Origin of the sequence: Streptomyces sp. NPDC001634 (genome assembly GCF_040298185.1) — a bacterium.
Lineage (GTDB): Bacteria > Actinomycetota > Actinomycetes > Streptomycetales > Streptomycetaceae > Streptomyces.
Genome location: NZ_JBEOZU010000066.1, coordinates 1 through 24,309, shown reverse-complemented (window position 1 = coordinate 24,309; position 24,309 = coordinate 1). Strand labels below are relative to the sequence as shown.

Here is a 24,309-nt window from a genome sequence, read left to right as displayed (position 1 = left end):
GTACGGCCCCGGATCCGACCGTGTTCGTACCCCGCCGCCGGGCCCGGGGGTCAGACGAGGTCGATGACGTCCGCGATCGAGTTCACGACGTGGGAGGGGCGGTACGGGTACCTCTCGATGTCGTCGGGCACGGTGAGACCGGTGAGCACCAGGAAGGTCTGCATCCCGGCCTCCATGCCGGCGAGGACGTCGGTGTCCATCCGGTCGCCGATCATCGCGCTGGTCTCGGAGTGCGCCCCGATGGTGTTCAGCCCGGTCCGCATCATCAGCGGGTTCGGCTTGCCCGCGAAGTACGGCTTCTTGCCGGTCGCCTTGGTGATCAGGGCGGCGACGGCACCGGTGGCGGGCAGCGGGCCCTCGAGGGACGGGCCCGTCTCGTCGGGGTTGGTGCAGATGAAGCGAGCCCCGCCCTTGATCAGCCGGACCGCCTTGGTCATGGCCTCGAAGGAGTAGGTGCGGGTCTCGCCGAGGACGACGTAGTCCGGCTCGTGGTCGGTCAGGATGTAGCCGATGTCGTGGAGCGCGGTGGTCAGGCCGGCCTCGCCGATGACGTACGCCGTGCCGCCGGGGCGCTGGTCGTCCAGGAACTGGGCGGTGGCCAGCGCCGAGGTCCAGATGCTCTCCACCGGCACGTCGAGACCCATGCGGCGCAGCCGGGCGTGCAGATCGCGCGGGGTGTAGATCGAGTTGTTGGTCAGCACCAGGAAGGGCTTGCCGGACTCGCGCAGCTTCTTGAGGAACGCGTCGGCACCGGGGATCGGGACGCCCTCGTGAATGAGCACACCGTCCATGTCGGTGAGCCATGACTCGATGGGCTTGCGCTCTGCCATGTGCGATCTCCTGCCGTACGCAAGGGGGAACCGGGGACGCCGCGACGACGGTACGCCCAGGCCCCAGCGTAATCAGGAGCAGTCGGCCTTGATCCCGCCGGGATCGGGGTTTGGCGCGCACCCCTCAGCGGCGTCTGCGGCGCAGCACGAGGGGCGATCCCGCGACGAGGAGGCCGCCCACAGCCAGGAGCAGTACGCCGATCGCCGCGTCGAGGCCCCACGACGTCTGTTCCCCGGTGTTGGCCAGTTCCTCGCCCGCCGGCTCCTCGATGCGGAATCGGTAGTCGTTCGACTGTCCGACCCAGTCCCCGTCGCCCCCGTGCCGCTGCACGATCGCGGCGTTCGCCACGACGTCGTTCGGCCGGGCGTCGGCGGTGAGCCCGAGCCGCACCTTCACGGTGACCGTCTGCCCCGGAGGCACCGTGAAGCCGGGGAAGCCGTCGTCGAAGGCGCCGACCAGTTCCTTCTCGTCGGTGCGCGCAAAGGTGACCGGGTGCAGTCGGCCGCCGTCGAGGAACTGCAGCTTGGGCTGAGTGTCCGTCAGCACTCGTTTGGCATCGACCAGGACGACCACCGGGTGGATGTTGCCGCAGGGGTGGGCGGTCGTGTTCTTGAGGTCGATGAACCAGGTGTAGTGGGCGCCGCCGGCCTCGTACCGGTCGGGGCCGCCATGGATGCGGGTGGTGAGGGGGAAGTCGTGGCCCTGGGAGGCGCAGGCGGGCTGCCGGTCGGCGGGGAGCGCGGCGGCAGGGATCTGCGGGAGGAAGACGTTGGCGGCGAGGGCGAAGGGCAGGGCCAGGGCCACTCGGGACAGGAGCGCCAGCAGGGGCACGGACAGTCGAGACAGGCGGGACGGTCGAGAAGGTCGAGAAGGTCCAGAAGATCCAGAAGATCCAGAAGGTCGAGAGGGTCGAGAGGGTCGAGAGGGTCGAGACAGTCGCATGAAAATATGACCGGCCATGGGGGGTGGCTCCCCGGCCTCGCCACGCCTTGGGAGCCGCAGTCGGCGGTCCAATTCCCTCGATCAGCGCAGTGGCCGTACGGGCAGAGTCATCCTTCGGCCCGCCCGAACAACGGCGCGAGCAGTAGCTGCGCCGCGCCCTCCGCGACCCCGCGCGCCCCACCGGAGGCGATCCGCACCGGAATGCCCGCGGTCGAGCCCTCGCGCCGGGCCCGTGCGTCGAGGACGGCGCCCACTCCTCGTAGGAAGGACTCCGGGTGCGCAGCGACGGTACGGCCGCCCAGCAGCACCAGGTCGATGTCGAGGAGCCCGGCCAGGTTCGCGGCGCCCGTGCCGAGGACGCGCGCCGCCTCGGCCACGTCGTCGCGCGCCACGGCGGCCAGGCACAGCGCCTCGACACACCCCCGGTTGCCGCACCCGCACGGCGGCCCGTCGAGCTGGATCACCTGGTGCCCGAACTCCCCGGCCCCGGTCCGCGCCCCCCGGTGCACGTTCCCTCCGATCACCAGCCCGGCGCCGAGCCCGGTCCCGAGGTGCAGATAGGCGAAGGACCCGTAGCCGTCCTCGACCGCCCCGCCCAGGGCGAGCCCGAGCGCGGCGGCGTTCGTGTCCTTGTCGACCACCACGGGCACCCCGAGCCGCCGGGCCAGCGCGTCCCGCAACGGAAACCCGTCCCACTCGGGGAACCCGGTGACGCGGTGCAGCACACCGTGCAGATGATCGAGGGGACCGGGGAGGGCGACTCCGACGCCGAGCACGGGCACGGGCACGGGCACGGGCACGGGCACGGGCACGGGCACGGGCACGGGTACGGGCACGGATGCGAGTACGGAATCTGCCGCGGAGGCGGAGGCCGCAAGGTCGCCGGTCGCGGCACGGTCACCGGACACCTCAGGGTCACCGGACACCGCGGGAGCACCGGTGGCCGCCGTCCCGGCCTCCACCCCGGCGCGCAGCAGTCGCTCCACCTCCCGGGCCGCCCCCTCCACCACGGCCTCCGAGCCTGCGCCCAGGTCCAGCGGGGCTCGCCGTTCCATGACCACCGTGCCCGTGAGGTCGCACAGCACGGCCCGCAGCTCGTCCCGGTCCAGATGCAGCCCGACCGCATACCCGGCGCCGGGCACCAGCCGCAGCACCGTCCGCGGTTTGCCGCCGGTGGAGGCGCGGTGGCCCGCTTCCTCCGCGAGGCCGTCCGCGCGCAGCCGGGCCGTGATCTTGCTGACGGCCTGCGGGGTCAGCCCGGTCCGCTCCGCCAGTTCCAGGCGGCTGATCCCGGACTCCCCCGCCGTACGCAGCAGATCCAGCACGAGCGCCGCGTTGTGGCTGCGCAGCGCCAGCAGGTTCACTCCACTCGCCACGGTCCCCCCGACCCCACGCCGACCTCCACCGGAACCCGATCCCGATCCTGCTCCCGATCCCGATCCCGATCGCGGCCCCAGTCCCAGTCCCGATTCCGATCCCGCATACGTCCTGTTCACACCCCCATTCTCCCCCGCGCTTGCACTTTGGCAACAGCGTTGCGAAAGTAGGGCCATGACTGGCACAGCCCCTGGTACTGACACCCCCCTCCGCGTGGGCCTGGTCGGCTACGGCCTCGCGGGCTCCGTCTTCCACGCCCCGCTGATCGCCGCCGCCGAGGGCCTGGTCCTCGACACGGTCGTCACCTCGAACCCGGAGCGGCAGGAGCAGGCCCGCGCCGAGTTCCCGGACGCGCGCCTCGCCGCGACCCCCGACGAACTGTGGTCCCGCACCGGCGAGCTGGACCTGATCGTCATCGCCTCCCCGAACAAGACGCACGTCCCGATCGCGACGGCCGCCATCGAGGCGGGCCTGCCGGTCGTGGTCGACAAGCCGATCGCGGGGACGGCCGCCGAGGCACGGGAACTGGCGGCACTGGCAGAGGAGCGTGGTCTGCTGCTCTCCGTCTTCCAGAACCGCCGCTGGGACAACGACTTCCTGACCCTCCGGGGGCTCCTCGCCGAAGGCGGACTCGGCGACATCCGGCGCTTCGAGTCCCGCTTCGAACGTTGGCGCCCACAGCCCAAGGGCGGCTGGCGCGAATCCGGCGATCCCGCAGAGATCGGAGGTCTCTTGTTCGACCTCGGCAGCCACGTCGTCGACCAGGCGCTCGTCCTCTTCGGCCCCGCCGCCTCGGTGTACGCCGAGGCGGACATCCGCCGCCCGGGCGCGGAGACGGACGACGACACGTTCATCGCGCTCACACACACCAGCGGCGTCCGCTCCCACCTGTACGTCTCGGCGACGGCCGCCCAACTCGGCCCGCGCTTCCGCGTCCTGGGCTCGCAGGCGGGCTTTGTGAAGTACGGCCTTGACCCGCAGGAGGCGGCACTGCGCGAGGGCCTGCGCCCCGGCCCGGGTTGGGGCCGGGAGCCCGAGTCCCTGTGGGGCCGTATCGGCGCCGGCGAGTCCCCGCTGACCGGCGGTGGAGACCCCGTACCGACCGTCCCCGGCGACTACCCGGCCTACTACGCGGCGATCGCGAAGGCCCTGCGCGAGGGCGGCCCCAACCCGGTCACCGCGCACGAGGCGGCCGCGGCCCTGGACGTCCTCGAAGCGGCCCGGCGCTCGGCCCGCGAGGGTGTGGCGGTGCGACTGTGACGACGAACGCACCGGAGATCGCCGAACTCGAGGCGCAGGAGCGCCGACTGACGCTCCCTCACTTCACCTACGACGACGCGTGGGCCCTGGGCTCGCTGCTGGTCGAGCTGGCGCGGGCGCGCAAGGCCCCGGTCGCGATCGACATCCGCCGCGGCGGCCAGCAGCTCTTCCACGCGGCGCTGCCCGGCTCGACCCCGGACAACGACGCCTGGATCGACCGCAAGCGCCGCGTCGTCGAGCGCTACGGCTGCTCGTCCCTGCTGGTCGGCTCCCGCTTCCGCGCCAAGGGCACGACCTTCGAGGAGTCCTCCCGCCTCGACCCCGATGTGTACGCGGCGCACGGCGGCGCGTTCCCGGTCACGGTCGAGGGCGCGGGCGTGATCGGCACGGTGGTGGTCTCGGGCCTGCCGCAGCTGGAGGACCACCGGTTGGTGGTTGAGGCGTTGGAGAAGTTCAGCAAATCTCTTTAGGCCCGCGAGGCTGTCGCCGGTACGGCCGAGGCCGCGGCGAAGGGGTGCTACGTCACGGCGAAGGCAGCCACGCTCCGGTCCAAGGCATCGACCAGCTCGACCGCACTCGGCACCGCCTACAAGGGCAACAAGTGCTCGGAGAAGGACTACACCTACAAGAGCGGCCACGGCTGGTACAAGGTCAGGATGACCTCCGGCAACGCCAAGGGCAAGACCGGCTGGATCAGGGAAGACCTGCTCCACACCTCCGCGGACGACGTCCACACGTGCATCCCGGAAGACGAGGCGTGCCACAACGGCTGAGCCGGTCTTCGACTCAGTGACTCCCGGCCGGGGCCGGCGACTCCCGGCCGGGGCCGGCTCCAAGAGCCGCCCCGGCCGGGCCGTTTCCGGGACAACCCATACCCTGAGCAGCCGGGGGAAGCCGGTCAGGCGTCTTTGAGCTCCTGCCGCTGCCGTCCGAGCCCCTCGATCTCCAGCTCCACCACATCCCCGGCCCGCAAATAAGGCTTGGGCTCCGGCTGTCCGAAGGCAACCCCCGCCGGCGTCCCCGTGTTGATGACGTCACCGGGGTAAAGCGTCATGAACTGGCTGACATACCGCACGACTTCGGCAACGGGGAAGATCTGCTCGGCGGTGGTCCCGTCCTGCTTCAGTTCCCCGTTGACCCAGAGCTTCAGGCTCAGGTCCTGCGGATCGGCCACCTCGTCCGCAGTCACCAGCCACGGTCCCAGCGGATTGAACGTCTCGCAGTTCTTCCCCTTGTCCCACGTCCCGCCACGGTCCATCTGGAACTCGCGCTCGGAGACGTCGTGCGCCACCGCGTACCCGGCGACGTGCTCGAGCGCCTCCTCGTGCGACTCCAGATAGCGGGCCGTGCGGCCGATGACGACCGCCAGTTCGACCTCCCAGTCGGTCCTGGTGGACCCCCGCGGCACGAGCACGGTGTCATGGGGCCCGACCACCGTGTCGGCCGCCTTGAAGAAGATCACCGGCTCCGCGGGCGGCTCGGCGCCGGTCTCGCGGGCGTGGTCGTGGTAGTTCAGGCCGATGCAGACGATCTTGCCGATCCGGGCGAGCGGAGGGCCGATGCGCAGCCCGGTGGCGTCCAGCTCCGGCAGCCCGCCCGACTCGGCGGCGGCGCGGATCCGGCCGAGCGCCGCGTCGTCGGCGAGGAGCGGTCCGTCGATGTCCGGTACGAGACCGGACAGGTCCCGCAGGACTCCCTCGGCATCGAGCAGCGCGGGCCGCTCCGCCCCCGCCGTACCGACTCGCAGCAGCTTCATGATCACAATCTCCCTCGATCGCGGAGCCCGGCCGATGGGTGCGGTCTGGGTGCGGCCTGGGTACACACATCGGAGGACTGGTCGATCCTCCAAGGTCGGTGGTCCCCTCCGCAATACCCGTTCACGGACTGGACAGCCGGAGCGGACCATCGGCACACCGTCGCCCCGCGCTCAGCGGTACAGCACCGTCCGCTCCACCGCGCTCCACGTCGTACTCGTCACCATGTAGAGCGCGGCGGCCAGCGGCACCACCGCCACGGTGACGAGAGTGAAGAAGGACAGGAACGGCAGCGCCTTGGTGACCGCGCCGAGCCCCGGCACGTCCTCGCCGCCACCGGCCGGAACCGGGCTCGCGTCCGTCATCCGCTTGGCACGCCGGTAGTTGTAGGTGGCGACGGCCGCGACGAGCGCGAACAGCCCAAGGTAGACGAGCCCGGCCGCGCCGAACAGCCCGCCGTGGCCGAGCGCGTCGGCCCATCGGTCGCCGAGCGGCGCACCCCACAGCGTATGGGTGAGCAGGCTGTTGCTCTCGCCGCCGAGCGTCGTGCTCGAGAACAGGTGGTAGAGCAGGAAGAAGGCGGGCAGTTGGAGGAAGCCGGGCAGCAGGCCGGACAGCGGGGAGACCTGTTCCTCCGTGTGCAGTTCGAGGACCGCCTTGCGCAGCTTCTCGGGGTTCTTCGCATGCTTCTTGCGCAGTTCGGCAATCCTCGGCTGAAGCTTGGCGCGCGCCTGCTGTCCGCGCGCCGCGGCTCGGGACAGGGGGTGGACGAGGAGTCGTACGAGCGCGGTGAACAGGACGATCGCGGCGGCCGCCGCGGAGGCGTGGAAGAGCGGCTGGAGCAGGTCGGCCAGCCGTTCGACCAGGCCGGCGAACGCGGACATGAAAGCGGACATGGGTGAGCCCTCCGGGGTCTCGTCGTGCCGGGGTGGAGAAAGATGTCGGCATGACGACCCGCGCGGGGTCACGGACCTAGGAGGCCCACGGACGTACGAGGTCCATGGACGGCCGTACGAGGCCCATGGACGTACGCCGGAGACGTGCCCTACGCGGCGGTCGCCGGAAGGGCGAACCCAGGTGCCCGTGGCCGCGAGCGGCCCGGGGCGTCGGGGTCACGTTGCGGCAGGAACGCCGTACGGTGCTCGCGGTCGCGGATCGCCGTGCGCACCCGGTTCGGCGGCACGACGGGCACGCTGCGCGCCGCGATCAGCGCGCAGACGGCGAGGGCGGAACCGACCGCGGCGGTCGCGGCGAGGGCGACGGCCGCGGTGAGGCCGCCGACGTCGAGGGCGGCGACCTGGAGGAGCAGGAGCAGCAGCAGGGCGGCGGGACGCAGAGTCGCCAACGTCCGGGTCATCGACTGCCCCCCTCCAGCAACGGCCTTACAGACCTTGTCGGTTACTACCGTCCGCCACCCGTTATACAGGATAGGCAGGATCGGTCACGATCGGCTGCAAGAGCCTCTTCGGCCTCAGCAGCGCCCGGCTGACCGGATCCGCCGGGTCCGGATCGAGTCCCGGCCCCGGCACCATTTCGACGTCCGGAACGGGCACGACGGTTCCACAGGCGGGACATTCGCCGTACGGCCCGAGTTCCTCCTCCGTCCCGCACGTCGCATGCCGGAAGGCGCGCAGCTGCGTCCCGGAGAAGTGCTCGCGCCCCCACAGGCCGAGCGAGCGCAGCGTGGGCCACAGGGCGATGCCGCGATCGGTGAGGACGTACTCGTCCCGCGGCGGCGACTCCTGGTAGCGGCGCTTCTCCAGGATCCCCTCGGCGATGAGGGTCTGGAGGCGGGCCGCGAGGACGGCGCGCGGGATGCCGAGGTGGACGAGGAAGTCGTTGTACCGCCGTACGCCATAGAGCGCGTCGCGCACGACGAGCAGCGTCCAGCGCTCGCCGACGACCTCCAGCGCTCGGGCGATGGAGCACTCCTGCGTCGCGTAGTCCTTACCGAGAGCCATGGCCCCCACTGTAGCCACTTTCCGACACGCAGGTTCGGTCACCGAACCGACTTTCCAAAAACTTGGTTCAGTGACCGAACTGACCCTGTTAGGTTCGTACGCCTAAGAGGGTTCAATGAACGAACCCATCCCCTGGATCCCGACCATCACGCGATCAGATCCCCGTAGTCGTAGTCACCCCGCCATCCGCCCCGGGAGGGCAGGCCATGCCACAGCCGGCACGCACCGCAGAAACCGTCACTGTCACCGTCACCGCACCCGCCGCCCCCGAGACCCCCCGGGCGGCCCCCACCCTTGCCCTGACCAGCGCGGCCACCGCCGTGGCGCTGATGACGTACACCGCGCCGATGGTCACGCTCCCCGACACCGTCGCCGCCCTGCACACCCCCGTCTCCGCACAGGCCTGGCTGCTCAACGGCACCCCGCTGGGCCTGGCCGCACTGCTCCTGGTGGCCGGCAGCCTCGCCGACGACTACGGGCGCCGCCGGATCTTCCTGGCCGGCACCCTCGCCCTCGGCCTCACCACCGCACTCGGCGCCTTCGCGACCTCGACCTGGCTCTTCACCCTGGCCCGTATCGCTCAGGGCGCGGCCAGCGCGGCGATCCTCGCCAGCAGCCTCGGTCTGCTGGTGCACGCCTTCCCGACCCCGCGGGGCCGACTGCACGCGACCGGGGTGTGGGGCGCGTTCGTCAGCGGAGGCATCGCGGTGGGCCCGCTGGTCGCCGGGGCGATGCCCAGTTGGCGGGTGGCGTACGGGGCACTGGGCGCCGTGACGCTCGTCGTGGCAGCCCTGTCCGCGCGCACGCTGACGGAGTCCCGCGCACCGCGGGGCGGCCGCCCGGACCTCGCGGGAGCATCCGTCTTCAGCCTCGCCCTCGTATCCCTGGTGGCCGCCCTGACGCTGGGCCGCGACGGCTGGCTGCGGACGCCGGTGACGCTGCTGTTCGCGGCGGCCGTGCTCCTGATGGGCGTCTTCGCCCTGATCGAACACCGCTCCCGCACCCCGATGATCGACCTCGCCCTGCTGCGCCGCCCGCGCTTCCTCGGCTCGGCCGTCGGCGGCCTGTTCACGGGCCTGGCGGTGATCGGCCTGTTCAGCTTCCTGCCGGCGCTGCTCCAGCGGTCGCTGGGCCTCACGCCGATGAACACGGCATGGCTGTTCCTGCTCTGGTCCGGCCTGTCCTTCACGGTCGCTCTCCAGACGAAGCGCCTCGCGGGCCGGGTCTCGCCACGCCACCAACTGGCCCTCGGCTTCGCGCTCCACGCCGCGGGCGTCCTGACCATGCTGGGCGCGATCGGCTCGGGCTCCTGGGTGCGGCTGCTGCCGGGCCTGGTGATCGGCGGCGTGGGCAGCGGCCTGCTGAACGCCGCACTCCCGCTGGTCGCCGTGGAGTCGGTCCCCGCCGAACGGGCGGCAATGGGCTCGGGCGCCCAGCAGACATTCCGCTACATCGGCTCGTGCGCCGGAGTGGCCCTCACGATCGCGCTGGTCACGACCGGCGGCGGATCACTCGCCCACGGGGCTGACATCGCGGCGCTCGTCTCGGCGGGACTGGCACTGGCAGGGGCGCTCGGGGTGCTGGCGCTGCGGGAGCGGGCGTAGTCGGGCGTAGTCGGGCGTAGTCGCGCGTAGGAATCACCGGGGACGCTCGGAGCCGAGCGTCCCCCACACCACCAGCCGGTACCGGGAGGTGAACTCGGGGGTGCAGGTGGTGAGGGTGAGGTAGTACCCGGGACGGTCGTACCCGTACGACGGTTTGACGGTGCTGCGCGGTACGGGCGCGATGACGCCCCCGTCCAGCGCCGAGGTCTGCGGGAGCACCTGGTCGACGACGTACGTGTACGTGGCCGTCCTGGTCTCGACGGTGACGGTGTCCCCACGGCGGAGCCGGTCGAGATGCCGGAAGGGTTCGCCGTGGGTGTTGCGATGCCCGGCGAGCGCGAAGTTGCCCGACTGGCCGGGCTGGGCGGTGCCCGGATAGTGGCCGACGTACCCCTTGTTGAGCACGTCGGCCTTGCTGATGCCTTCGGCGATGGGGACGCGGAGGGAGAGGCGGGGGATGGTGAGGATGGCGTAGGCCTGGGAGGGGGCGGGGCGGGCGGTGGCGACGGTCTGCTGCTGATCCCGCCGGGTGGCCTGGGTGGTGGTGCCGCCGGCGTCGGGCGTACTGAGCGTGCTCGGCCCACTGGGCGCACCGGAGGAGCCGCCGACGGACGAGTCCCCGGAAGCCCCGGAATCCCCGGAGTCCCGGGAGTCCCCGGGTTCACCCCACTCCCGCTCCAACGCCTGAACCCTCCGCTCGGCCCCCTGCCGGGCCTCCCGGTTGGTCCACCACAGTTGCTGCACGACGAGCAGCATGAGCACGACGCCGACGGTGACGAGGAGTTCGCCGCCGGTCCAGAGGGCGCGACGGCGTCGGGCACGGCGCCGCCGGGTGGTGTGTACGACGACGCGAGCCCGCATGCGTACGCCTCCTTGACCGGGTCCTCCACCGGGGCCGCCCGCACGATAGGGGGTGCCCCTCAAAGTCACCAGGCCCATACGCAGCGCTACCCCCTTCCTGTCACTTCGTACAGAGGTTTTAGAAAGGGGCGTCGTAACCCTCGACAACCCACGCGTCACACCCGATTCTTCGTGATGGCATCAGCGAGACCGGCCGGCGCAGGGAGGACGACCCTGCGCCCGAGCGGTACGAAGAGGCGGAGAAGCCATGATCCGACGCAGAACCCTGCTGGCCGCCGCGGGCGGCACTTTCCTGGGCAGCGCCCTGGCGACCGGCACCGCGCGCGCCGACGCGACCATCGCCGTCAACCCGGCCTCGACCTTCGGGAGCTGGGAGGGCTGGGGCACGTCCCTGGCCTGGTGGGCCAATGTGTTCGGCGGCCGGGACGACTTCGCCGACATCTTCTTCACCACCAAGTCGGTGGCGTACAGCGGCAGGACGCTCCCCGGACTCGGCCTGAACATCGCCCGCTACAACCTCGGCGCGTGCAGCTCGAACAGCGTCAACGGCGAGAGCATGGTCGCCTCCCCCAACATCCCCGCCTTCAAGCAGATCGAGGGCTACTGGCAGGACTGGAACAACGAGGACCCGACCTCCTCGGCCTGGAAGTGGACGGCCGACGCGACCCAGCGCGCGATGCTGGTCAAGGCGACCCAACGGGGCGCGACCAGCGAGCTGTTCGCCAACTCCCCGATGTGGTGGATGTGTCTGAACCACAACCCGTCGGGCGCCGCCGACGGCGGCAACAACCTCCAGTCCTGGAACTACCGCCAGCACGCCTCGCACCTCGCCTCGGTGGCCCTCTACGCCAAGAACAACTGGGGCGTGAACTTCGCGACGGTGGAAGCCTTCAACGAGCCGTCGTCAGGCTGGTGGAAGTCGACGGGCACCCAGGAGGGCTGCCACATGGACGCGACCGTCCAGTCGGCCGTACTCCCCTACCTCCGCAGCGAGTTGGACAAGCGCGGCCTGACCGGCACGAAGATCTCGGCATCGGACGAGAACACGTACGACCTGGCGCGCACGACGTGGGGCTCCTTCAGCTCGACGACGAAGTCCTACGTCAACCGGGTCAACGTCCACGGCTACCAGGGCTCGGGCGGCCGACGCGACCTCCTCTACACGGACGTGGTGAAGACCTCGGGCAAGGCCCTGTGGAACTCGGAGACGGGCGACGGCGACGGCACCGGCCTGACCCTGGCGAGCAACCTGCTCATGGACTTCCGCTGGCTGCACCCCACGGCCTGGGTCTACTGGCAGGTGATGGACCCGACCGCGGCGTGGGCGATGATCGCGTACGACGAGAACACGCTCCAGCCGGGCGCGGTGCAGACGAAGTACTACGTGATGGCACAGTTCAGCCGCCACATCCGCCCCGGGATGACGATCATCGACACGGGCGTGGACTACGCGGTCGCGGCCCTGGACAAGACGGCGAAGCGCCTGGTGATCGTGGCCGCGAACAAATCCTCCTCGGCCCAGACCCTGACCTTCGACCTCTCCCGCTTCACGACGGTGACGGGCGGTACGAACGGTGTCGTCCCGCGCTGGAACACGGTGACGGGCGGCGGCGACCTGTACACATCCCACTCGGACACGTTCCTGAGCGGCAAGACGGTGAGCGTGCCGTTCGCGGCGGGGGCGGTGCAGACGCTGCAGGTGGATGGGGTGGTGCAGTAAGGGCCCAGTAAACGGGAGGCCCCTCGGGGCCCCCTGGCCTGCGAATCTCTCTCCTTTGTCGGTCCGCGGCAGTACGGTGTCCCCCATGCGCCCCGACACGCCTGCCGAAAACGTCGACCACAACGCCGAAGCAGCACGCCTGGAGCGGAGTGCCGGCCTGTATCCCGAGGACACGGAGAGCCTGCTGCTGCAGGCCGCGGCCCACCGGGAACTGGCCGGCGACCGCCCAGGCGCGACCGCGCTGTACGACAGCCTGCTGCAATCCCCCGCCGGCCTGGAGAACCCCCACCTCGTACGGGCCCTGAAGGCGTCGAACCTGTGGGAGTACGACCACGAGGCGGAGGCCCGGGCAATCATCGCCGGAGTCCGCGAGGCCTCCCCCCGGCACCCGGCGCCCTGGCTGATCGTCGCGGAGTCCCTGGAGTCGCACGACGAGCTGGAGGCGGCGGAGGAGACGTTCACGGAGGGCCTGCGTCTCCTGGTAGGCGACGCGGACGAGCCCCCACAGTCCACGTACCCGCTCCTCTACGGCCGCCACCGGGTCCGCCGCATGCTGGGCGCGGCACACGACGAGTGGGACATGCTGGCGGACACCCTCCACTCCTCCTCGGTGTCCCTGGACGAACTCCACGACCCGAAGCGGATCTGGTCCCTGGGCTCGGACAACCCGGCGGAACTGGAGGCGGAGATCGCTCGGCTGCGGGCGGAACTGGGCGCGTACCGGGAGGCCCTGTCCCGCCCGTTCCCGGTGGCGGTCCTGCACTGGCCGGCCACGGAACTGGGCGAGCTGGTGTCGGCGTACCCGACGCTGGCGGTGGAGTACCCCTCCCACGAGGAGCACCTGGCGACGATAGAGGAGTCCCTGAGGGAGCTCGCGGCCTCCGGGACCCCAAACCTGGGCATCGTAACGGGCACGGTCCCGTCGTACGAGGCCTTCGCGGCTTCGGAGGGGACGTCGCCGGGGGACGGGGCGCTGTTGCCGCAGTATGCGACGACTTTGGCTGCGCGGGGGCGGGCTGTGGCTTGGCCGCCGGAGCGGGGCGGTGCTTGTTGGTGTGGAGTGGGGCGGGTTTATGAGGAGTGTCACGGGGCGCAGTAACCCGCCGCAAGCTCACTATGATCCCCAGCCCTATTGCGCAGGGCTGGGGTCGGCAGCTTCAACCCTCACTGCACAGGGACCTATGCCTGGCGGTGATCAGGTAGACGCTCAAGGTCAAACTGGCAGATCTTGATTTCCGAGCCATCCGGTGCAGCCTGCTGAGAGGTTGCCGTACGGATGGCCGTGATCTCATACAGTCCGTCGTACCTGTAATCATCGGGCAACGAGTAACGGGGATCCCCCTCATAGCCGCGGATGACGCGGATGGGATGCTTCCGCTCATAGCTGCGCTTCATGGCGGCATTGTCCCGGTAGAACCACGACTGGCTCCGCAGAAGCCTCCCGGTGTTTTTCTCTTTATCTTTGTCCGGGGAAGCACCGGTATACCGCACCCAGGTCCAGTGGTCCTCATCGTCCACGTACCCCCCGTGCAGCACGATGGCATCGCCAACCTCGCTGCCGTCTTCATCCACCAGCCAGGAGATGCCCTTCTGGTTGGTGCGATGCAGCTTGGCTCGCATCACGTCTAGGCGCCTATGGAAGACCGCACCCACAGGGACGCCCTCAATGTGACCGATGACTCGTTCGATTTCCACAGCCCCATACTTGGCCGAAGTTGATCATATTTGTCAAGTTAGTAATTAGAGTTGGCTAGTTATGAAGCATGAGGCTGCTGAGGCACCACTCACCCGCGTCGCTGTCAGCAGCCTCTGTTAGACATAAGCCCATGTCTGAGAGCCGAGGGGGCAGTGTGACTGAGCCGGGAGATCTGTCGCACCCAGTCGCAGGGGTGTACGAGGAGCTCATCACGCTGCGGTTCGAGCAGAAGTTGAAGGAGCTCGCCGACCTTGGGTGGCGCCCCGTGAGCGACGCGGTGGGGCCCGAGTCCGTGCCACACGTCCTGGCACGCCACGTGGCCCGGACCGTACGACACGTTCTGCAGGGCCTCCCACCAGAGGAACGTGTACACGCCGCGAACCACATCCTGGAATCGATCAGGACACTTCAGGGGGCGCAGGAGTGGGTGGATCTGGTAGCTGCTGGCCCCCGCCAGCTCCTAGCCCTGACCAGGGAGGAGGCACCGGGCGTCTTCGCCATTCGCCCCGCCACTCCGCTCTCCGACACAGCCCTACTCACGAACTCCCCGGAAGACCCAAGCCTCGGCTTCGAGTTGCGGGCCGAGCTTGCCACCGCCGACCGAGTCGACCTGCTCTGCGCCTTCGTAAAGTGGCACGGTCTACGCATCATCGAACAGTCCCTTAAAGCGGCCCATGAGCGAGGCGTGCCCATACGCGTCATCACGACCACGTACATCGGAGCAACCGAGCGGCGGGCACTGGACAGGCTGGTGCACGAGTTCAACGCCCAGGTGAAGGTCAACTACGAGACGCGCTCCACGCGGCTCCACGCCAAGGCGTGGCTGTTCCGCCGCAAAAGCGGTTACGACACGGCATACGTCGGCAGCTCCAACCTCTCCAAGTCCGCGCTGCTGGATGGCCTTGAGTGGAACGTTCGACTGTCATCAATCGCCACACCTGACGTCCTGCGAAAGTTCGACGCGACCTTCGAGGCGTACTGGAGCGACCCCTCCTTCGAGACCTATGACCCCGAGGCGGACGGAGACCGACTCCAGGAAGCACTGGAGATTGCGGGAGGCACCTCTTCGAAGACAGCAACAGACCGCGGGATCACGCTGTCCGGCCTTGAGGTACGGCCCTACCCACACCAACGCGACATGCTGGAGCGGCTAGAGGTCGAACGCGCGGTACATGACCGGCACCGGAATCTGCTCGTAGCAGCGACCGGCACCGGCAAAACCGTGATGGCAGCGCTCGACTACAAGCAACTACGCAAGAAGCACGGTCGCGACCTACGACTGCTGTTCGTCGCCCACCGCAAGGAAATCCTGCAGCAGTCGCTCCGCACGTACCAAGACGTCTTGGTCGACGCGAACTTCGGTGAGGCCTTCCACAGCGGCGAAATCCCCGAGCGCTGGACACACGTCTTCGCAAGCGTGCAGTCACTGAATGCGCGCGCCCTGGACCGGCTCGCTTCTGATCACTTCGATGTGATTGTGATCGACGAGTTCCACCACGGCACGTCACCGACATACCGGAAGATCCTCGACCACTTCGAGCCGATCGAGCTGCTGGGCCTGACCGCCACCCCCGAACGCATGGACGGCAAGAACATCCAGGACGAGTTCTTCGACGGTCGGATCGCCGCCGAGATGCGCCTGTGGGAAGCGTTGGAGAATGACCTCCTCAGCCCTTTCCACTACTTCGGCATCAGTGACAACACCGACCTAAGTGCCATCGAGTGGAAGCGCGGCGCATACGACGCGACCGCTCTGAGCAACGTGCTGACCGGCAACGACGCTCGAGCCCGCCTGGTCGTGAAGGCAGTCGAGGAGAAGATCGCCGAGCCTGGCGCCATGCGGGCACTGGGTTTCTGCGTCTCGGTCGCGCACGCGCACTTCATGGCGAAGTACTTCAGGACCGCCGGCCTCGATGCCGTGGCCCTGTCCGGCGAGACTCCGGCCGAGGAGCGCAAACAGGCTCTTTCCGACCTCGCATCAGGGGCACTACAGGTCATCTTCTCAGTCGACCTCTTCAACGAAGGGCTCGACGTCCCCGACGTGGACACACTGCTCCTGCTGCGCCCCACCTCCAGCGCGACCCTGTTCCTCCAGCAGCTCGGCCGCGGTCTGCGCCGCAGCGAGAACAAGGCCGTCCTGACCGTCCTGGACTTCATCGGCCAGCACCGCAAGGAATTCCGCTTCGAGAACCAGTTCAGAGCCCTCACGAACCAGACACGAAAGCGGCTTCTGGACAGCATCGAACACGACTTCCCACAGCTTCCTTCCGGTTGTCAGATCATCCTGGAAGAGAAGGCAAAGAAGACGATCATCGCCAACATCAAGGAGCAGATCGGCGTCAATGTCACGGCGCTGGCCCGCGAGGTAGCCGACTACGCCGAGCCGAGGCTGAGTCGCTACCTCTACGAGAGCGGCCGCGAACTCAAAGAGCTCTACCGAGGCAACGGCAACTCCTGGACCGGCCTACTGCGGCGCTCCGGCCTCTTGATGAGCGAGGCGCCGGAAGGTGAAGCCGCGCTCCTCAAGCGCGTTTCCGCCTTCCTCCACGTAGACGACCCGCTTCGCGTTGCCGCGTACACGCGCATGCTGGAGGACGACGCCCCAGCCTACAGCGATCTCGACGGCCAGCAGCAGGCCTACGCCCGCATGCTCTTCTTCCAGTTGTGGCCCCTGGGCGGCATCACCCGCAAAAGCTTCGCGGATTACGATGCCGGCTTCGCAACACTCCGCGACCAGCGCGCCGTGCGCAGTGAGCTAAGGCAAGTGCTGGAGTACAACCTCGCCCACACCGAACACGTACCCATCCCGCTTCTCGGCATCGGCGGTCCCAGCGGCGTCCCCCTGACCGTCCACGCCTCGTACAGTCGTGAAGAGATCCTCCCCGCACTCGGTCAGTCCTACATCGGCGGATTCATGCCAGGTGACTTCCGGGAGGGCGTGAAGTGGTGCGAGTCCATTAAGACCGACGCGCTACTCATCACCCTAGAAAAGGACGAGAAGGACTTCTCACCACAGACCCGCTATCACGACTACGCACTGAACGAGACCCTCTTCCACTGGGAGTCCCAGAACCAAACGTCGGAGACGTCCCCCACGGGCCTCCGCTACCAGCGGCACGCTGCTGAGGGAAGCCACGTCCTGCTCTTCGTCCGCCGCTACAAGAGCACCGACATCGGGGGCGCCCAGCCGTGGATGCTGCTCGGTCCCGCCCAGTACGTCGAACACAAGGGGAGTAAGCCGATGGCCATCACTTGGCGGCTGAAGCACGAGATCCCGGCTGACGTGTGGGCGTACTCGGCCATCGCGACCGGCTGACGGCCTACCCACCGCCTCCCGAAACTCCGGCTTCAGCCTCGAAGTGCATCTGGGCTCGATCGAGCGCCTCATCCGCGTCTCGGCCGTGGGCTCGGAACCAGTGGAGGAGGTCTGCGATGACGTCGATTGCGGCCTCCTCCGCTGTCACCATGCGTAACCTGCTGGGGCCGATGGTGGACAACAGGTGCACGTCGCCGTAGAAGCCGAGCACCGCTTCGGCTCTGATGACGTATGGATCCACTCTGTGCCCGCTTGGCGCTGAGAGCCCAGTTGCCAGCTCACACCAGGTCACCTTCTGGTCGGCAAGGAGCTCGACGCCCCAGCGGTCAGCAATCGCATCTACCAATGCCATGCCTCGTCCCCCCTCAGCTTCAACTCCTTTGTCGAGAAGGGTCGGTAGAGCGCGGGTGTCGGGGTCGTGTACCTCGATTCGCAGGCGGGTGCCGCGCATGGAGACGGCCAAAGTGGTCGGAGTGCCCTGACCGACGTGGTTGATCACGTTGGCAACGAGCTCACTGACACAAAGCTGAGCAGCGTCTACGACGTCAGGCAAGCCCCAAAGCCCCAGGTGCGTCCGCAGGAGGCGGCGGAGAGCAGCAACCTCTTCCGGTTCCGCCAGAAAGGGAAGTTCCCAGGGCTTCCTTGGCATGCATGCCGCACCGTCCATGACTCGGCCCCTCCGTTCATGCGAGTGCGCACTGCACTCGACCACACACTGAGAGTTGCATTGAAACTCTCAAAATGGAACTCTCATCGAGTGCCTACTCGGAGCACATCGGCTCTTCGCACGCCCCCGGCGCGCGCCACCTTGCCGTCGTGCTCGGACACCCAGGACGATCTGTTGGATCGACATGAAGGGCCGCAAGCATGCCAGTTGGACCCACCACTCGCAGGCGTCAGCTGGGCGCCGACCTGCGCCGTCTCCGTGAGCTCAAAGGCTTGACGCTGGAGGAGGCAGGCGCCCGCGTCGGTATCTCGAAGGCCACGCTCAGCCGCTACGAGACCAAAGAGGGAGCGGTGAAGTGGCCGGCTGTCGACGCCCTTTGCCGTGAGTACGGCGCATCCGATGAGGAGCGCTTTGCTCTCGTCGAGTTGGCGAAGGGAGCGAAGATCCAGGGATGGTGGCGCTCGCTGGCAGATCCCATCCCTGAGTCCATGAACCTCATGCTCACGCTCGAGGACGAGGTGGTGCGCGAGGACCACTACGCCTGCATGTACATCCCCGGGCTTCTCCAAACCCGCAAGTACGCCGAGGCCGTACACCGCGCCTCTGAAGTGCAATGTGGTGAACGGGAAGTGCAGCACATGGTCGACATCCGCATGAAACGGCAGGAGCTCTTGGAGCGAGACGAGCCGCCTCACCTCTGGTGCGTGATCGATGAGGCGGCGATCCGCCGCCGGGTGGGCGGCCGCGAGGTCATGCGGGAGCAGCTACGTCACCTTCTCGGGGCGGTGGAGCGGCCGCATGTGACCGTACAAGTACTGCCCTTCTCAACCGGTGCCCATGCAGCGTCAGTTGGAAGCTTCGCGATTCTACGCGGCCAGAGCCCCGAACTGGATGTGGTGTACGTGGATCTCCTCGGCGGCGGGCTCTTCATGGAGAAGCCGCAGGAACTGGTGCGCTATAGGTTGGCGTTCGAGTACCTGAGCGCACAAGCGCTCGACCTGGAATCGTCGGCAGAGCTCATCACCCGCATAAGCAAGGAGTCCCGATGACCGCACCGTCTGCACCCTTCTGGTTCACGTCGACCTACAGCGGAGGGAGCGGGACGGAATGCGTCGAATGCGCACGTACAGCAGACGGCATCCTCGTACGCGACTCGAAGAACAGCTGCGGGCCTGTGGTCATCGTCCGAGGCCCGGCCTGGCGCGCGTTCACAGTGGCATTGCGGGAGGGAAGAGCTGGAGGGCTGAAGTGAATCCATGAGAGTACACCCGCTGAACGACCTGACCACCTCTCCAGTCCGCCAGCCAATATCTACGCTGGATCAACAGCCTCGGCTGCCGTAGGCCTCTCCATGCCACTCAGCCTCGCTTCCACCGTCACTTGCTCTGCATCTGCTCATCGAGATCGCGAAAACCATCCAGCACCAGGTTGACCGTCTTGAGTTCATTTTGCGGATCAGGCCTGACTTGCATCTTCGCCCCTTTATGGGCGGCGTCACCTCGAGCCGTAGCCCAAGTCTCTGTGGCACTTAGCCAAGCGGAATCAATTTCCGCCTCTTGAATACCGACTGGCAGGAGCAACCGAAGAAGATTCTTCTCCTTTATCCCATGGTTCTGATTTCGCACATAGCGATGGAGGTCAGTTCGAGCAGCGTCTATCCGCGCTTCCAATTTAGGATACTTATCCGGCTTCGCCGCCGCTTCGCTTAAGGACCCTGGCATGGGCGGAACGGATTCCCTGTACGCCATAATCGCGAGCAGGCTCGTGGAGATTGACCCGTCGGTCTTCCAATTCGAAACCGCCTCATCGACAACTTCGATGACGCGATCCTCTATAAAAGACTCAAATTCGGCGTGCGCGAGCACCCTAAATGCTCGCGTATGCTCGTAGACCGTCTCCTCATATAGGCCGGTCGGATCAAACTCCTTCGGTAGGAAGCACTGCCGAAGCTCTACGATCCGCTTCTCCAGCTCTTCGAATCGCGAAGACACCATCCTCACCCCCTATGGAATGAGTCGGTTGTCACGCAGCTCCGGGACGCGCAGCTTGGTCCCGATGGCCTCACTTAGGGCATCGCCCCACAGGGATAGGCGTCGATGAGTCGCGAGCGGCGTCTTAGTCGTAGTCTGGATGGATTCAACGAAGCGTTGATTCGTCTCACACAGGTTACGAAAGGCCCACTCAACCACCGATGCGCGGGCGATCGCCGCAGCTCGGACAGCCTCATCGGAGAAGTAGTAGGTCATGACGTCGAAAACAGCCCGATTGAAGCGACCTTCGTACTTACCACCAGCCCAACGGTAGAAAGAATTATCACCGAAGATCTCAAACGTTGCCTCAATGGCTCGATTACAGTTCTCGCCGACCTGCTTGATCCGTTCCTCTTCTTTCAACCACTGCGCATTCAGAACGTTGACTGTGTCGTCGAGGAACTTCTTCAGGTTACCTGTGTATTCATCAAGGGTGAACTGGAAGCCGAAAAACCGAAGCAGCACCTCGACATCTCGCATGCGAAAGTCAGGTTTGTCGATGCGGAGGGCCGCTCGCAGCCACTTACTGTCAGACGCACAGTCATCCAAAAAGTCGGTAAATGGGCCCGGATGAAGGGCTTGACGAAGTTCCTGAGGGGACAGCTTCACACTGCCGGTATTCAGACGAAGAAAAACCAGATTCAAGAAGTCTTCATTGGGCCAACGACGTACAACGACAGTTCGAATAGTCTCGTTGAGGAGCGAGTTCAGATCATCCACATAGCTGTCATCGTTCTCCATCTTTCGAAGCGTGACAAGTCGCAGGTCCTCACGAACTTCAAGCCCCGTGAGTGAGAACCCCTTAAAATCTTCCTCTTCTTCGGATGCCGCAAAAGATGAACCAGCTGCGAACTGCCTAAGGGCCAGAAGACGCTGCTTACCATCCAAGACAATGAACTTGCCCCGCCGATTCTTGTCCTCTGCGAGGACAATTTGAGGAATCGGGAGGCCAAGAATCAGGGACTCGATAAAACGACTCTTTCTCGGCTTGTTCCAAGCATCCCGACGCTGGAATCGCGGGTTGAGCTGAATATTCCCGCGACGCAGTTGGCTCAGAATTGTTTCGGCCGTCCAGTCTGTGTCCGTGACCACCGCTCGAGTGACTTCCTCAGAGGTTACCGACGCAGCAGTGTCCTCTTCTTCGCCGTCTGCGTCGTCCCAATCGGGTCCGCCATCGTAGGTCACGTTGCTCCTCACCTCTTAGATCCCAACCCGAGGGCACCTCAGGACTCTCAACTGGTCTAGTTTCGCAGACTAGTTCGCCTGGCGGAATTGATACGCATCACTTGACTTCATGTCAGTGGCCCAGGACAGGCTTGTTAGGCTCGCGACTCTCCACGGTCCCGACAGCACCAGCACCCGTACTCACCGCTACCCTGCCCGCATGCTCAGCGAAGTGGTCGTCGACGTCAGTGCGACATCACCGACGCGGTGAGCGGCGTTCTCCAGGGGGGAGCGCGGCACCCTGGCCCCCGAGTGCCGTGCGGAACCGGTCATCCGGCGCCAACCAGATCAGTTACGCCAGCGACCTTCGCACTGCGTCGACCAGCGACATCGCACGCATATCGTTGGGACCCCCGATGATGTGGTTCATCACATAGCCGAAGGCGATGCCGTGCTCGGGGTCGGCGAAGCCGAGTGAGCCGCCTCGACCGGTGTGGCCGAAGGAGTTCGGCCCAGTCATGGGGTTGGTCTCGGTGGGCAGCATGTATCCGGAGCTGAACCGGCTCGGCGCCACCATCACCTGATCCGCCCCGCTGGCCTGTTCCTTGATCGCCGACGCGAGGGCTTCTGGGGTGAACAGGCGCACGCCGTCCACCTCGCCGATGAGCGCGGCGTACATGCGTGCCAGTCCGTGCGCGGTGCCGATGCCGTTGGAGGCCGGGAGTTCCACAGCCTGCACCCGTGGCGAGTTGAAGTCGATCTCAGCTGGGTCGGTGACTGAGAACGCCCTGTTATTGAACGAGTTCGGGTCGCGCCAGGCCGCGACCAGTTCGCGGAGCTCCTCGGGGATCGACTCCGGTGGTGCGGTGGTGAGGTCGACCTCGGGCTGCTGGTACACCATCCGGCTGACCCGATCGCGTTCACTCGCCGGCAACCCGATGAAGAAGTCCAGTCCCAGTGGGATGGCGATCTCGTCGGCGAAGAAGCGGCCCGGCGTGCGGCCGGACACCCGGCGGATCACCTCGCCGACCAACCAACCCCAGGTCCGGCCGTGATACCCGTGCGCGGTGCCTGGAGCCCAAAGTGGGCGCTGAGCGGCGAGCGCGGCCACCATCGGCTCCCAGGCCAGCGCCTCAGCCAGCGGCACCGGTTGGTCCAGCGCGACCAAGCCGGCCTGGTGGGACAACAGCCAGGCCACCGGGATCTCCGCCTTGCCGTTCGCGGCGAACTCCGGCCAGTACTTGGCCACCGGCGCGTCCAGGTCCAGGGCGCCGCGCTGGGCCAGCAGATGCGCCGCGGTCGCGGTTGCCCCCTTGGTCGCCGAGTAGACCAGTTGCAGCGTGTCCCGGGACCACGGACGACCGGTGCCAGGATCGGCGATCCCACCCCACAGGTCGACCACCGGCCGACCGTCCTGGTACACGCACACCGCCGCGCCGATGTCCCCGCGCCGGGCGAAATTCGCCGCGAACGCCTCCCCGACAGGTTCGAACCCGGCCGCAACCTCACCGTCGATCGTCGTCATGCCGCCCATCCTGGCATTCTGTCCGCCTGCTCCAAGAGGACAGTCTTACTCGGAGCACAAGTCGGTACTGATCACGCCGCGATGGCCAGCGCATGAAGACGCTCGCGGAACTCACGGACAGCCGGAACGGACTTGTGCGGTTGGAGCTGCTCGGAGAACTCCTTGAGGCGGTCCAGAGCCCGCACAGAGCTGACCTCGCCTTCGAGGAGCTCGGCGCCGTAGTTCGCGGCGTCGAGCGCTCCGTCCAGGTCATTACCGGCAAGGCGGGCTTCGGCCAGACGGCTGGACCGTACAGCCTTGTCTCGGGGAGCGGCCTTCTTGATGGAGGTTTCCAGCGAACTCGTCGCAGGCTCCACCTGGCCCGAGCGCAGCAGGACCTTGCCCTCGGTCGACTTCAGTTGCGCCTCACCGAACCAGTCCAGCCAGTCCGGGGTTTCGTCCAACGTGTGGCACTCCCAGAGGGAAGCGGCACGGTTCAGCGCCGTACCGGCCCTCTGGTGGTCTCCGTCGCGGGACAGCGCTTCGGCCTTGTGCAGGTAGAGGAAGGTCTGGGTGTAGGGCGACAACGTTCGAGGAGCGTTGTCGATGGCGGTCGAGATGAGCTCGACCCGCTCGGCAGTCCGCCCGGCCTCGGAGACGTGCAGTCCCATCTCCGCCAGGACGAAGGCTCCGAAGGCGTCGTCCCCAGCAGTACGGGCGCTACGCAGGGCTCCGACGTAGTACCGCTGTCCTGCGGACCGCAGCCCTGCGTCGTAGGCCATCCAGCCAGTCAGATGCGATACTTGGGCCGCCAGGGCGTACAGACGGATGCGGATCTTGTCCGTGTAGCGGCCGGCGCTCAGGAGACTGGTGATCAGGGCGAGATCGCCGCGCGCCTGCTCCAGAAGCCGGGCGCCACCGAGTTGGTCATCGAGTGTGCGGAGAGTGTTGATGCGCTGCTCGATCGTCGAGACCATCGTGTCCGTGACTCGGTCTCCGTTGAGCGCTAAGGCGAAGGCAGAGGGCGCCTCGGCCCAGTTCGCCGCAAGCCCCGTCAGGGCGGCGCCGGTGATGGTGAGGAACCCCCGACGGTCCATGCGGCCACTCCCAACCAGATCAGCCAGAGCCGCAACAGTACCGGCCTCCGTCCAGGGAGCTGTGAGCCCAGTGACTTCCCATACGGGGAGCCACCGCGGCCATCCTTCCGCCTGAACCTGATCGTACGGAACACGTAGCAGGTCAGCGAGGACACGCTGAGCGTCGGCGTCCGGCTCCTGCCCCTGCTCCCACTTCCATACGGTCGTGCGATTGGTTGCCAGGGGAATGCCCAGTTCCTTCCCCCGCCTCTGCATGTGCCGGGCCAGCTCGGCCTTCCCCCATCCGCTCGACTGGCGGACGAAGGTCAGTGGGTGCATTGCTAACGACTCACCAATCACGTCATGCCTCCCGTCAGCCCTCCGGGTGATGGGGAGATTACCCATGCTGACGTGCACATGAGAGCCCTCAGCGCCGAGAGAAACCCCCTAGTAGGACTCCGTTAGGTCTTCCTGTCGGGCCTGTTCAGGAGCATGTTGGGTGTGTGGATGCACATGAAGTGAACCGGATCCGGGCGACGTTGGCGT

At 67.2% G+C, this 24,309-nt stretch carries 22 protein-coding genes and 1 pseudogene; 9 read left to right on the top strand and 14 right to left on the bottom strand.

Annotated elements, in window-relative coordinates; translation table 11 throughout:
• Positions 1-50: 50 nt before the first annotated feature.
• The 3 genes from ABT186_RS33705 to ABT186_RS33695 all read right to left on the bottom strand — a co-directional run bounded on the left by ABT186_RS33705 (position 51) and on the right by ABT186_RS33695 (position 3,149).
• Positions 51-830 (bottom strand): HAD-IIA family hydrolase, encoded by a 780-nt coding sequence (locus tag ABT186_RS33705; RefSeq protein WP_351226995.1) that lies wholly within the window; start codon positions 828-830, stop codon positions 51-53.
• A 124-nt stretch (positions 831-954) separates the two neighbouring features.
• On the bottom strand, positions 955-1,662 hold the full coding sequence (locus ABT186_RS33700; protein ID WP_351226993.1) for a hypothetical protein: 708 nt from the start codon (positions 1,660-1,662) through the stop codon (positions 955-957).
• Positions 1,663-1,880: 218 nt separating this feature from the next.
• Entirely contained in the window at positions 1,881-3,149 is a 1,269-nt protein-coding gene (locus ABT186_RS33695) for an ROK family transcriptional regulator (RefSeq protein ID WP_351928317.1), read from the bottom strand.
• A 175-nt stretch (positions 3,150-3,324) separates the two neighbouring features.
• Between ABT186_RS33695 and ABT186_RS33690 the strand changes: the two genes are divergently transcribed.
• The 3 genes and pseudogenes from ABT186_RS33690 to ABT186_RS33680 form a co-directional block, all read left to right on the top strand.
• Positions 3,325-4,410, top strand: coding sequence for a Gfo/Idh/MocA family protein (locus tag ABT186_RS33690; protein ID WP_351226989.1), 1,086 nt, complete (start codon positions 3,325-3,327; stop codon positions 4,408-4,410).
• Positions 4,407-4,880 (top strand): heme-degrading domain-containing protein, encoded by a 474-nt coding sequence (locus ABT186_RS33685; protein ID WP_351226987.1) that lies wholly within the window; start codon positions 4,407-4,409, stop codon positions 4,878-4,880. Before ABT186_RS33690 ends, ABT186_RS33685 begins: the two co-directional genes overlap by 4 nt.
• A gap of 75 nt (positions 4,881-4,955) precedes the next feature.
• Positions 4,956-5,183, top strand: a pseudogene (locus tag ABT186_RS33680) (SH3 domain-containing protein); the annotation flags it as partial.
• 125 nt (positions 5,184-5,308) lie between these two features.
• Here ABT186_RS33680 and ABT186_RS33675 read toward each other — a convergent pair.
• From ABT186_RS33675 to ABT186_RS33660, 4 genes are all read right to left on the bottom strand, one after another.
• The gene (locus tag ABT186_RS33675; RefSeq protein WP_351928315.1) at positions 5,309-6,166 is read right to left on the bottom strand and encodes a fumarylacetoacetate hydrolase family protein; all 858 of its coding nucleotides are present in this window, start codon (positions 6,164-6,166) and stop codon (positions 5,309-5,311) included.
• A gap of 171 nt (positions 6,167-6,337) precedes the next feature.
• Positions 6,338-7,048 (bottom strand): YidC/Oxa1 family membrane protein insertase, encoded by a 711-nt coding sequence (locus tag ABT186_RS33670; protein WP_351227029.1) that lies wholly within the window; start codon positions 7,046-7,048, stop codon positions 6,338-6,340.
• 161 nt (positions 7,049-7,209) lie between these two features.
• Positions 7,210-7,521, bottom strand: coding sequence for a DUF6412 domain-containing protein (locus ABT186_RS33665; RefSeq protein WP_351928313.1), 312 nt, complete (start codon positions 7,519-7,521; stop codon positions 7,210-7,212).
• Positions 7,522-7,582: 61 nt separating this feature from the next.
• Positions 7,583-8,125 (bottom strand): winged helix-turn-helix transcriptional regulator, encoded by a 543-nt coding sequence (locus ABT186_RS33660; RefSeq protein WP_351928311.1) that lies wholly within the window; start codon positions 8,123-8,125, stop codon positions 7,583-7,585.
• 206 nt (positions 8,126-8,331) lie between these two features.
• Here ABT186_RS33660 and ABT186_RS33655 point away from each other — a divergent pair, with 206 nt between their 5' ends.
• The gene (locus ABT186_RS33655; RefSeq protein ID WP_351226979.1) at positions 8,332-9,729 is read left to right on the top strand and encodes an MFS transporter; all 1,398 of its coding nucleotides are present in this window, start codon (positions 8,332-8,334) and stop codon (positions 9,727-9,729) included.
• Between the two features lie 33 nt (positions 9,730-9,762).
• Here ABT186_RS33655 and ABT186_RS33650 read toward each other — a convergent pair whose 3' ends face one another.
• Positions 9,763-10,590: a class E sortase gene (locus tag ABT186_RS33650; RefSeq protein ID WP_351226977.1), complete on the bottom strand. Its 828-nt coding sequence runs from the start codon at positions 10,588-10,590 to the stop codon at positions 9,763-9,765.
• Positions 10,591-10,837: 247 nt separating this feature from the next.
• Between ABT186_RS33650 and ABT186_RS33645 the strand changes: the two genes are divergently transcribed.
• Positions 10,838-12,310, top strand: coding sequence for a glycoside hydrolase (locus tag ABT186_RS33645; protein ID WP_351226975.1), 1,473 nt, complete (start codon positions 10,838-10,840; stop codon positions 12,308-12,310).
• Positions 12,311-12,395: 85 nt separating this feature from the next.
• On the top strand, positions 12,396-13,409 hold the full coding sequence (locus tag ABT186_RS33640; RefSeq protein ID WP_351928309.1) for a tetratricopeptide repeat protein: 1,014 nt from the start codon (positions 12,396-12,398) through the stop codon (positions 13,407-13,409).
• A gap of 80 nt (positions 13,410-13,489) precedes the next feature.
• Here ABT186_RS33640 and ABT186_RS33635 read toward each other — a convergent pair whose 3' ends face one another.
• On the bottom strand, positions 13,490-14,005 hold the full coding sequence (locus ABT186_RS33635; protein WP_351226971.1) for a YDG/SRA domain-containing protein: 516 nt from the start codon (positions 14,003-14,005) through the stop codon (positions 13,490-13,492).
• 131 nt (positions 14,006-14,136) lie between these two features.
• On the opposite strand from ABT186_RS33635, the gene ABT186_RS33630 reads away from it, so the two are divergent.
• Positions 14,137-17,322 carry a DEAD/DEAH box helicase gene (locus ABT186_RS33630; RefSeq protein WP_351928307.1) on the top strand — a complete coding sequence of 1,062 codons (3,186 nt, stop codon included), beginning with the start codon at positions 14,137-14,139 and terminating at the stop codon, positions 17,320-17,322.
• A gap of 4 nt (positions 17,323-17,326) precedes the next feature.
• Here ABT186_RS33630 and ABT186_RS33625 read toward each other — a convergent pair whose 3' ends face one another.
• The gene (locus tag ABT186_RS33625; RefSeq protein ID WP_351226967.1) at positions 17,327-17,989 is read right to left on the bottom strand and encodes an ATP-binding protein; all 663 of its coding nucleotides are present in this window, start codon (positions 17,987-17,989) and stop codon (positions 17,327-17,329) included.
• A 200-nt stretch (positions 17,990-18,189) separates the two neighbouring features.
• Here ABT186_RS33625 and ABT186_RS33620 point away from each other — a divergent pair, with 200 nt between their 5' ends.
• Complete coding sequence (locus tag ABT186_RS33620; RefSeq protein ID WP_351226965.1) at positions 18,190-19,038, top strand: helix-turn-helix domain-containing protein; 849 nt, start codon at positions 18,190-18,192, stop codon at positions 19,036-19,038.
• A complete protein-coding gene (locus tag ABT186_RS33615) occupies positions 19,035-19,241 on the top strand; it encodes a DUF397 domain-containing protein (RefSeq protein WP_351226963.1) in 207 nt (68 codons plus the stop codon). The genes ABT186_RS33620 and ABT186_RS33615 overlap by 4 nt, the downstream gene beginning before the upstream one ends.
• 124 nt (positions 19,242-19,365) lie before the next feature.
• On the opposite strand, the gene ABT186_RS33610 is transcribed toward ABT186_RS33615, so the two are convergent.
• The 4 genes from ABT186_RS33610 to ABT186_RS33595 form a co-directional block, all read right to left on the bottom strand.
• On the bottom strand, positions 19,366-19,983 hold the full coding sequence (locus ABT186_RS33610; protein ID WP_351928305.1) for a HEPN domain-containing protein: 618 nt from the start codon (positions 19,981-19,983) through the stop codon (positions 19,366-19,368).
• Between the two features lie 9 nt (positions 19,984-19,992).
• Positions 19,993-21,204 carry a GmrSD restriction endonuclease domain-containing protein gene (locus ABT186_RS33605; protein ID WP_351226959.1) on the bottom strand — a complete coding sequence of 404 codons (1,212 nt, stop codon included), beginning with the start codon at positions 21,202-21,204 and terminating at the stop codon, positions 19,993-19,995.
• A 331-nt stretch (positions 21,205-21,535) separates the two neighbouring features.
• Positions 21,536-22,708 carry a serine hydrolase domain-containing protein gene (locus tag ABT186_RS33600; RefSeq protein ID WP_351928303.1) on the bottom strand — a complete coding sequence of 391 codons (1,173 nt, stop codon included), beginning with the start codon at positions 22,706-22,708 and terminating at the stop codon, positions 21,536-21,538.
• Positions 22,709-22,779: 71 nt separating this feature from the next.
• Complete coding sequence (locus ABT186_RS33595) at positions 22,780-24,102, bottom strand: NsdA family TPR-like regulatory protein (protein WP_351928335.1); 1,323 nt, start codon at positions 24,100-24,102, stop codon at positions 22,780-22,782.
• Positions 24,103-24,309 lie beyond the last annotated feature (207 nt).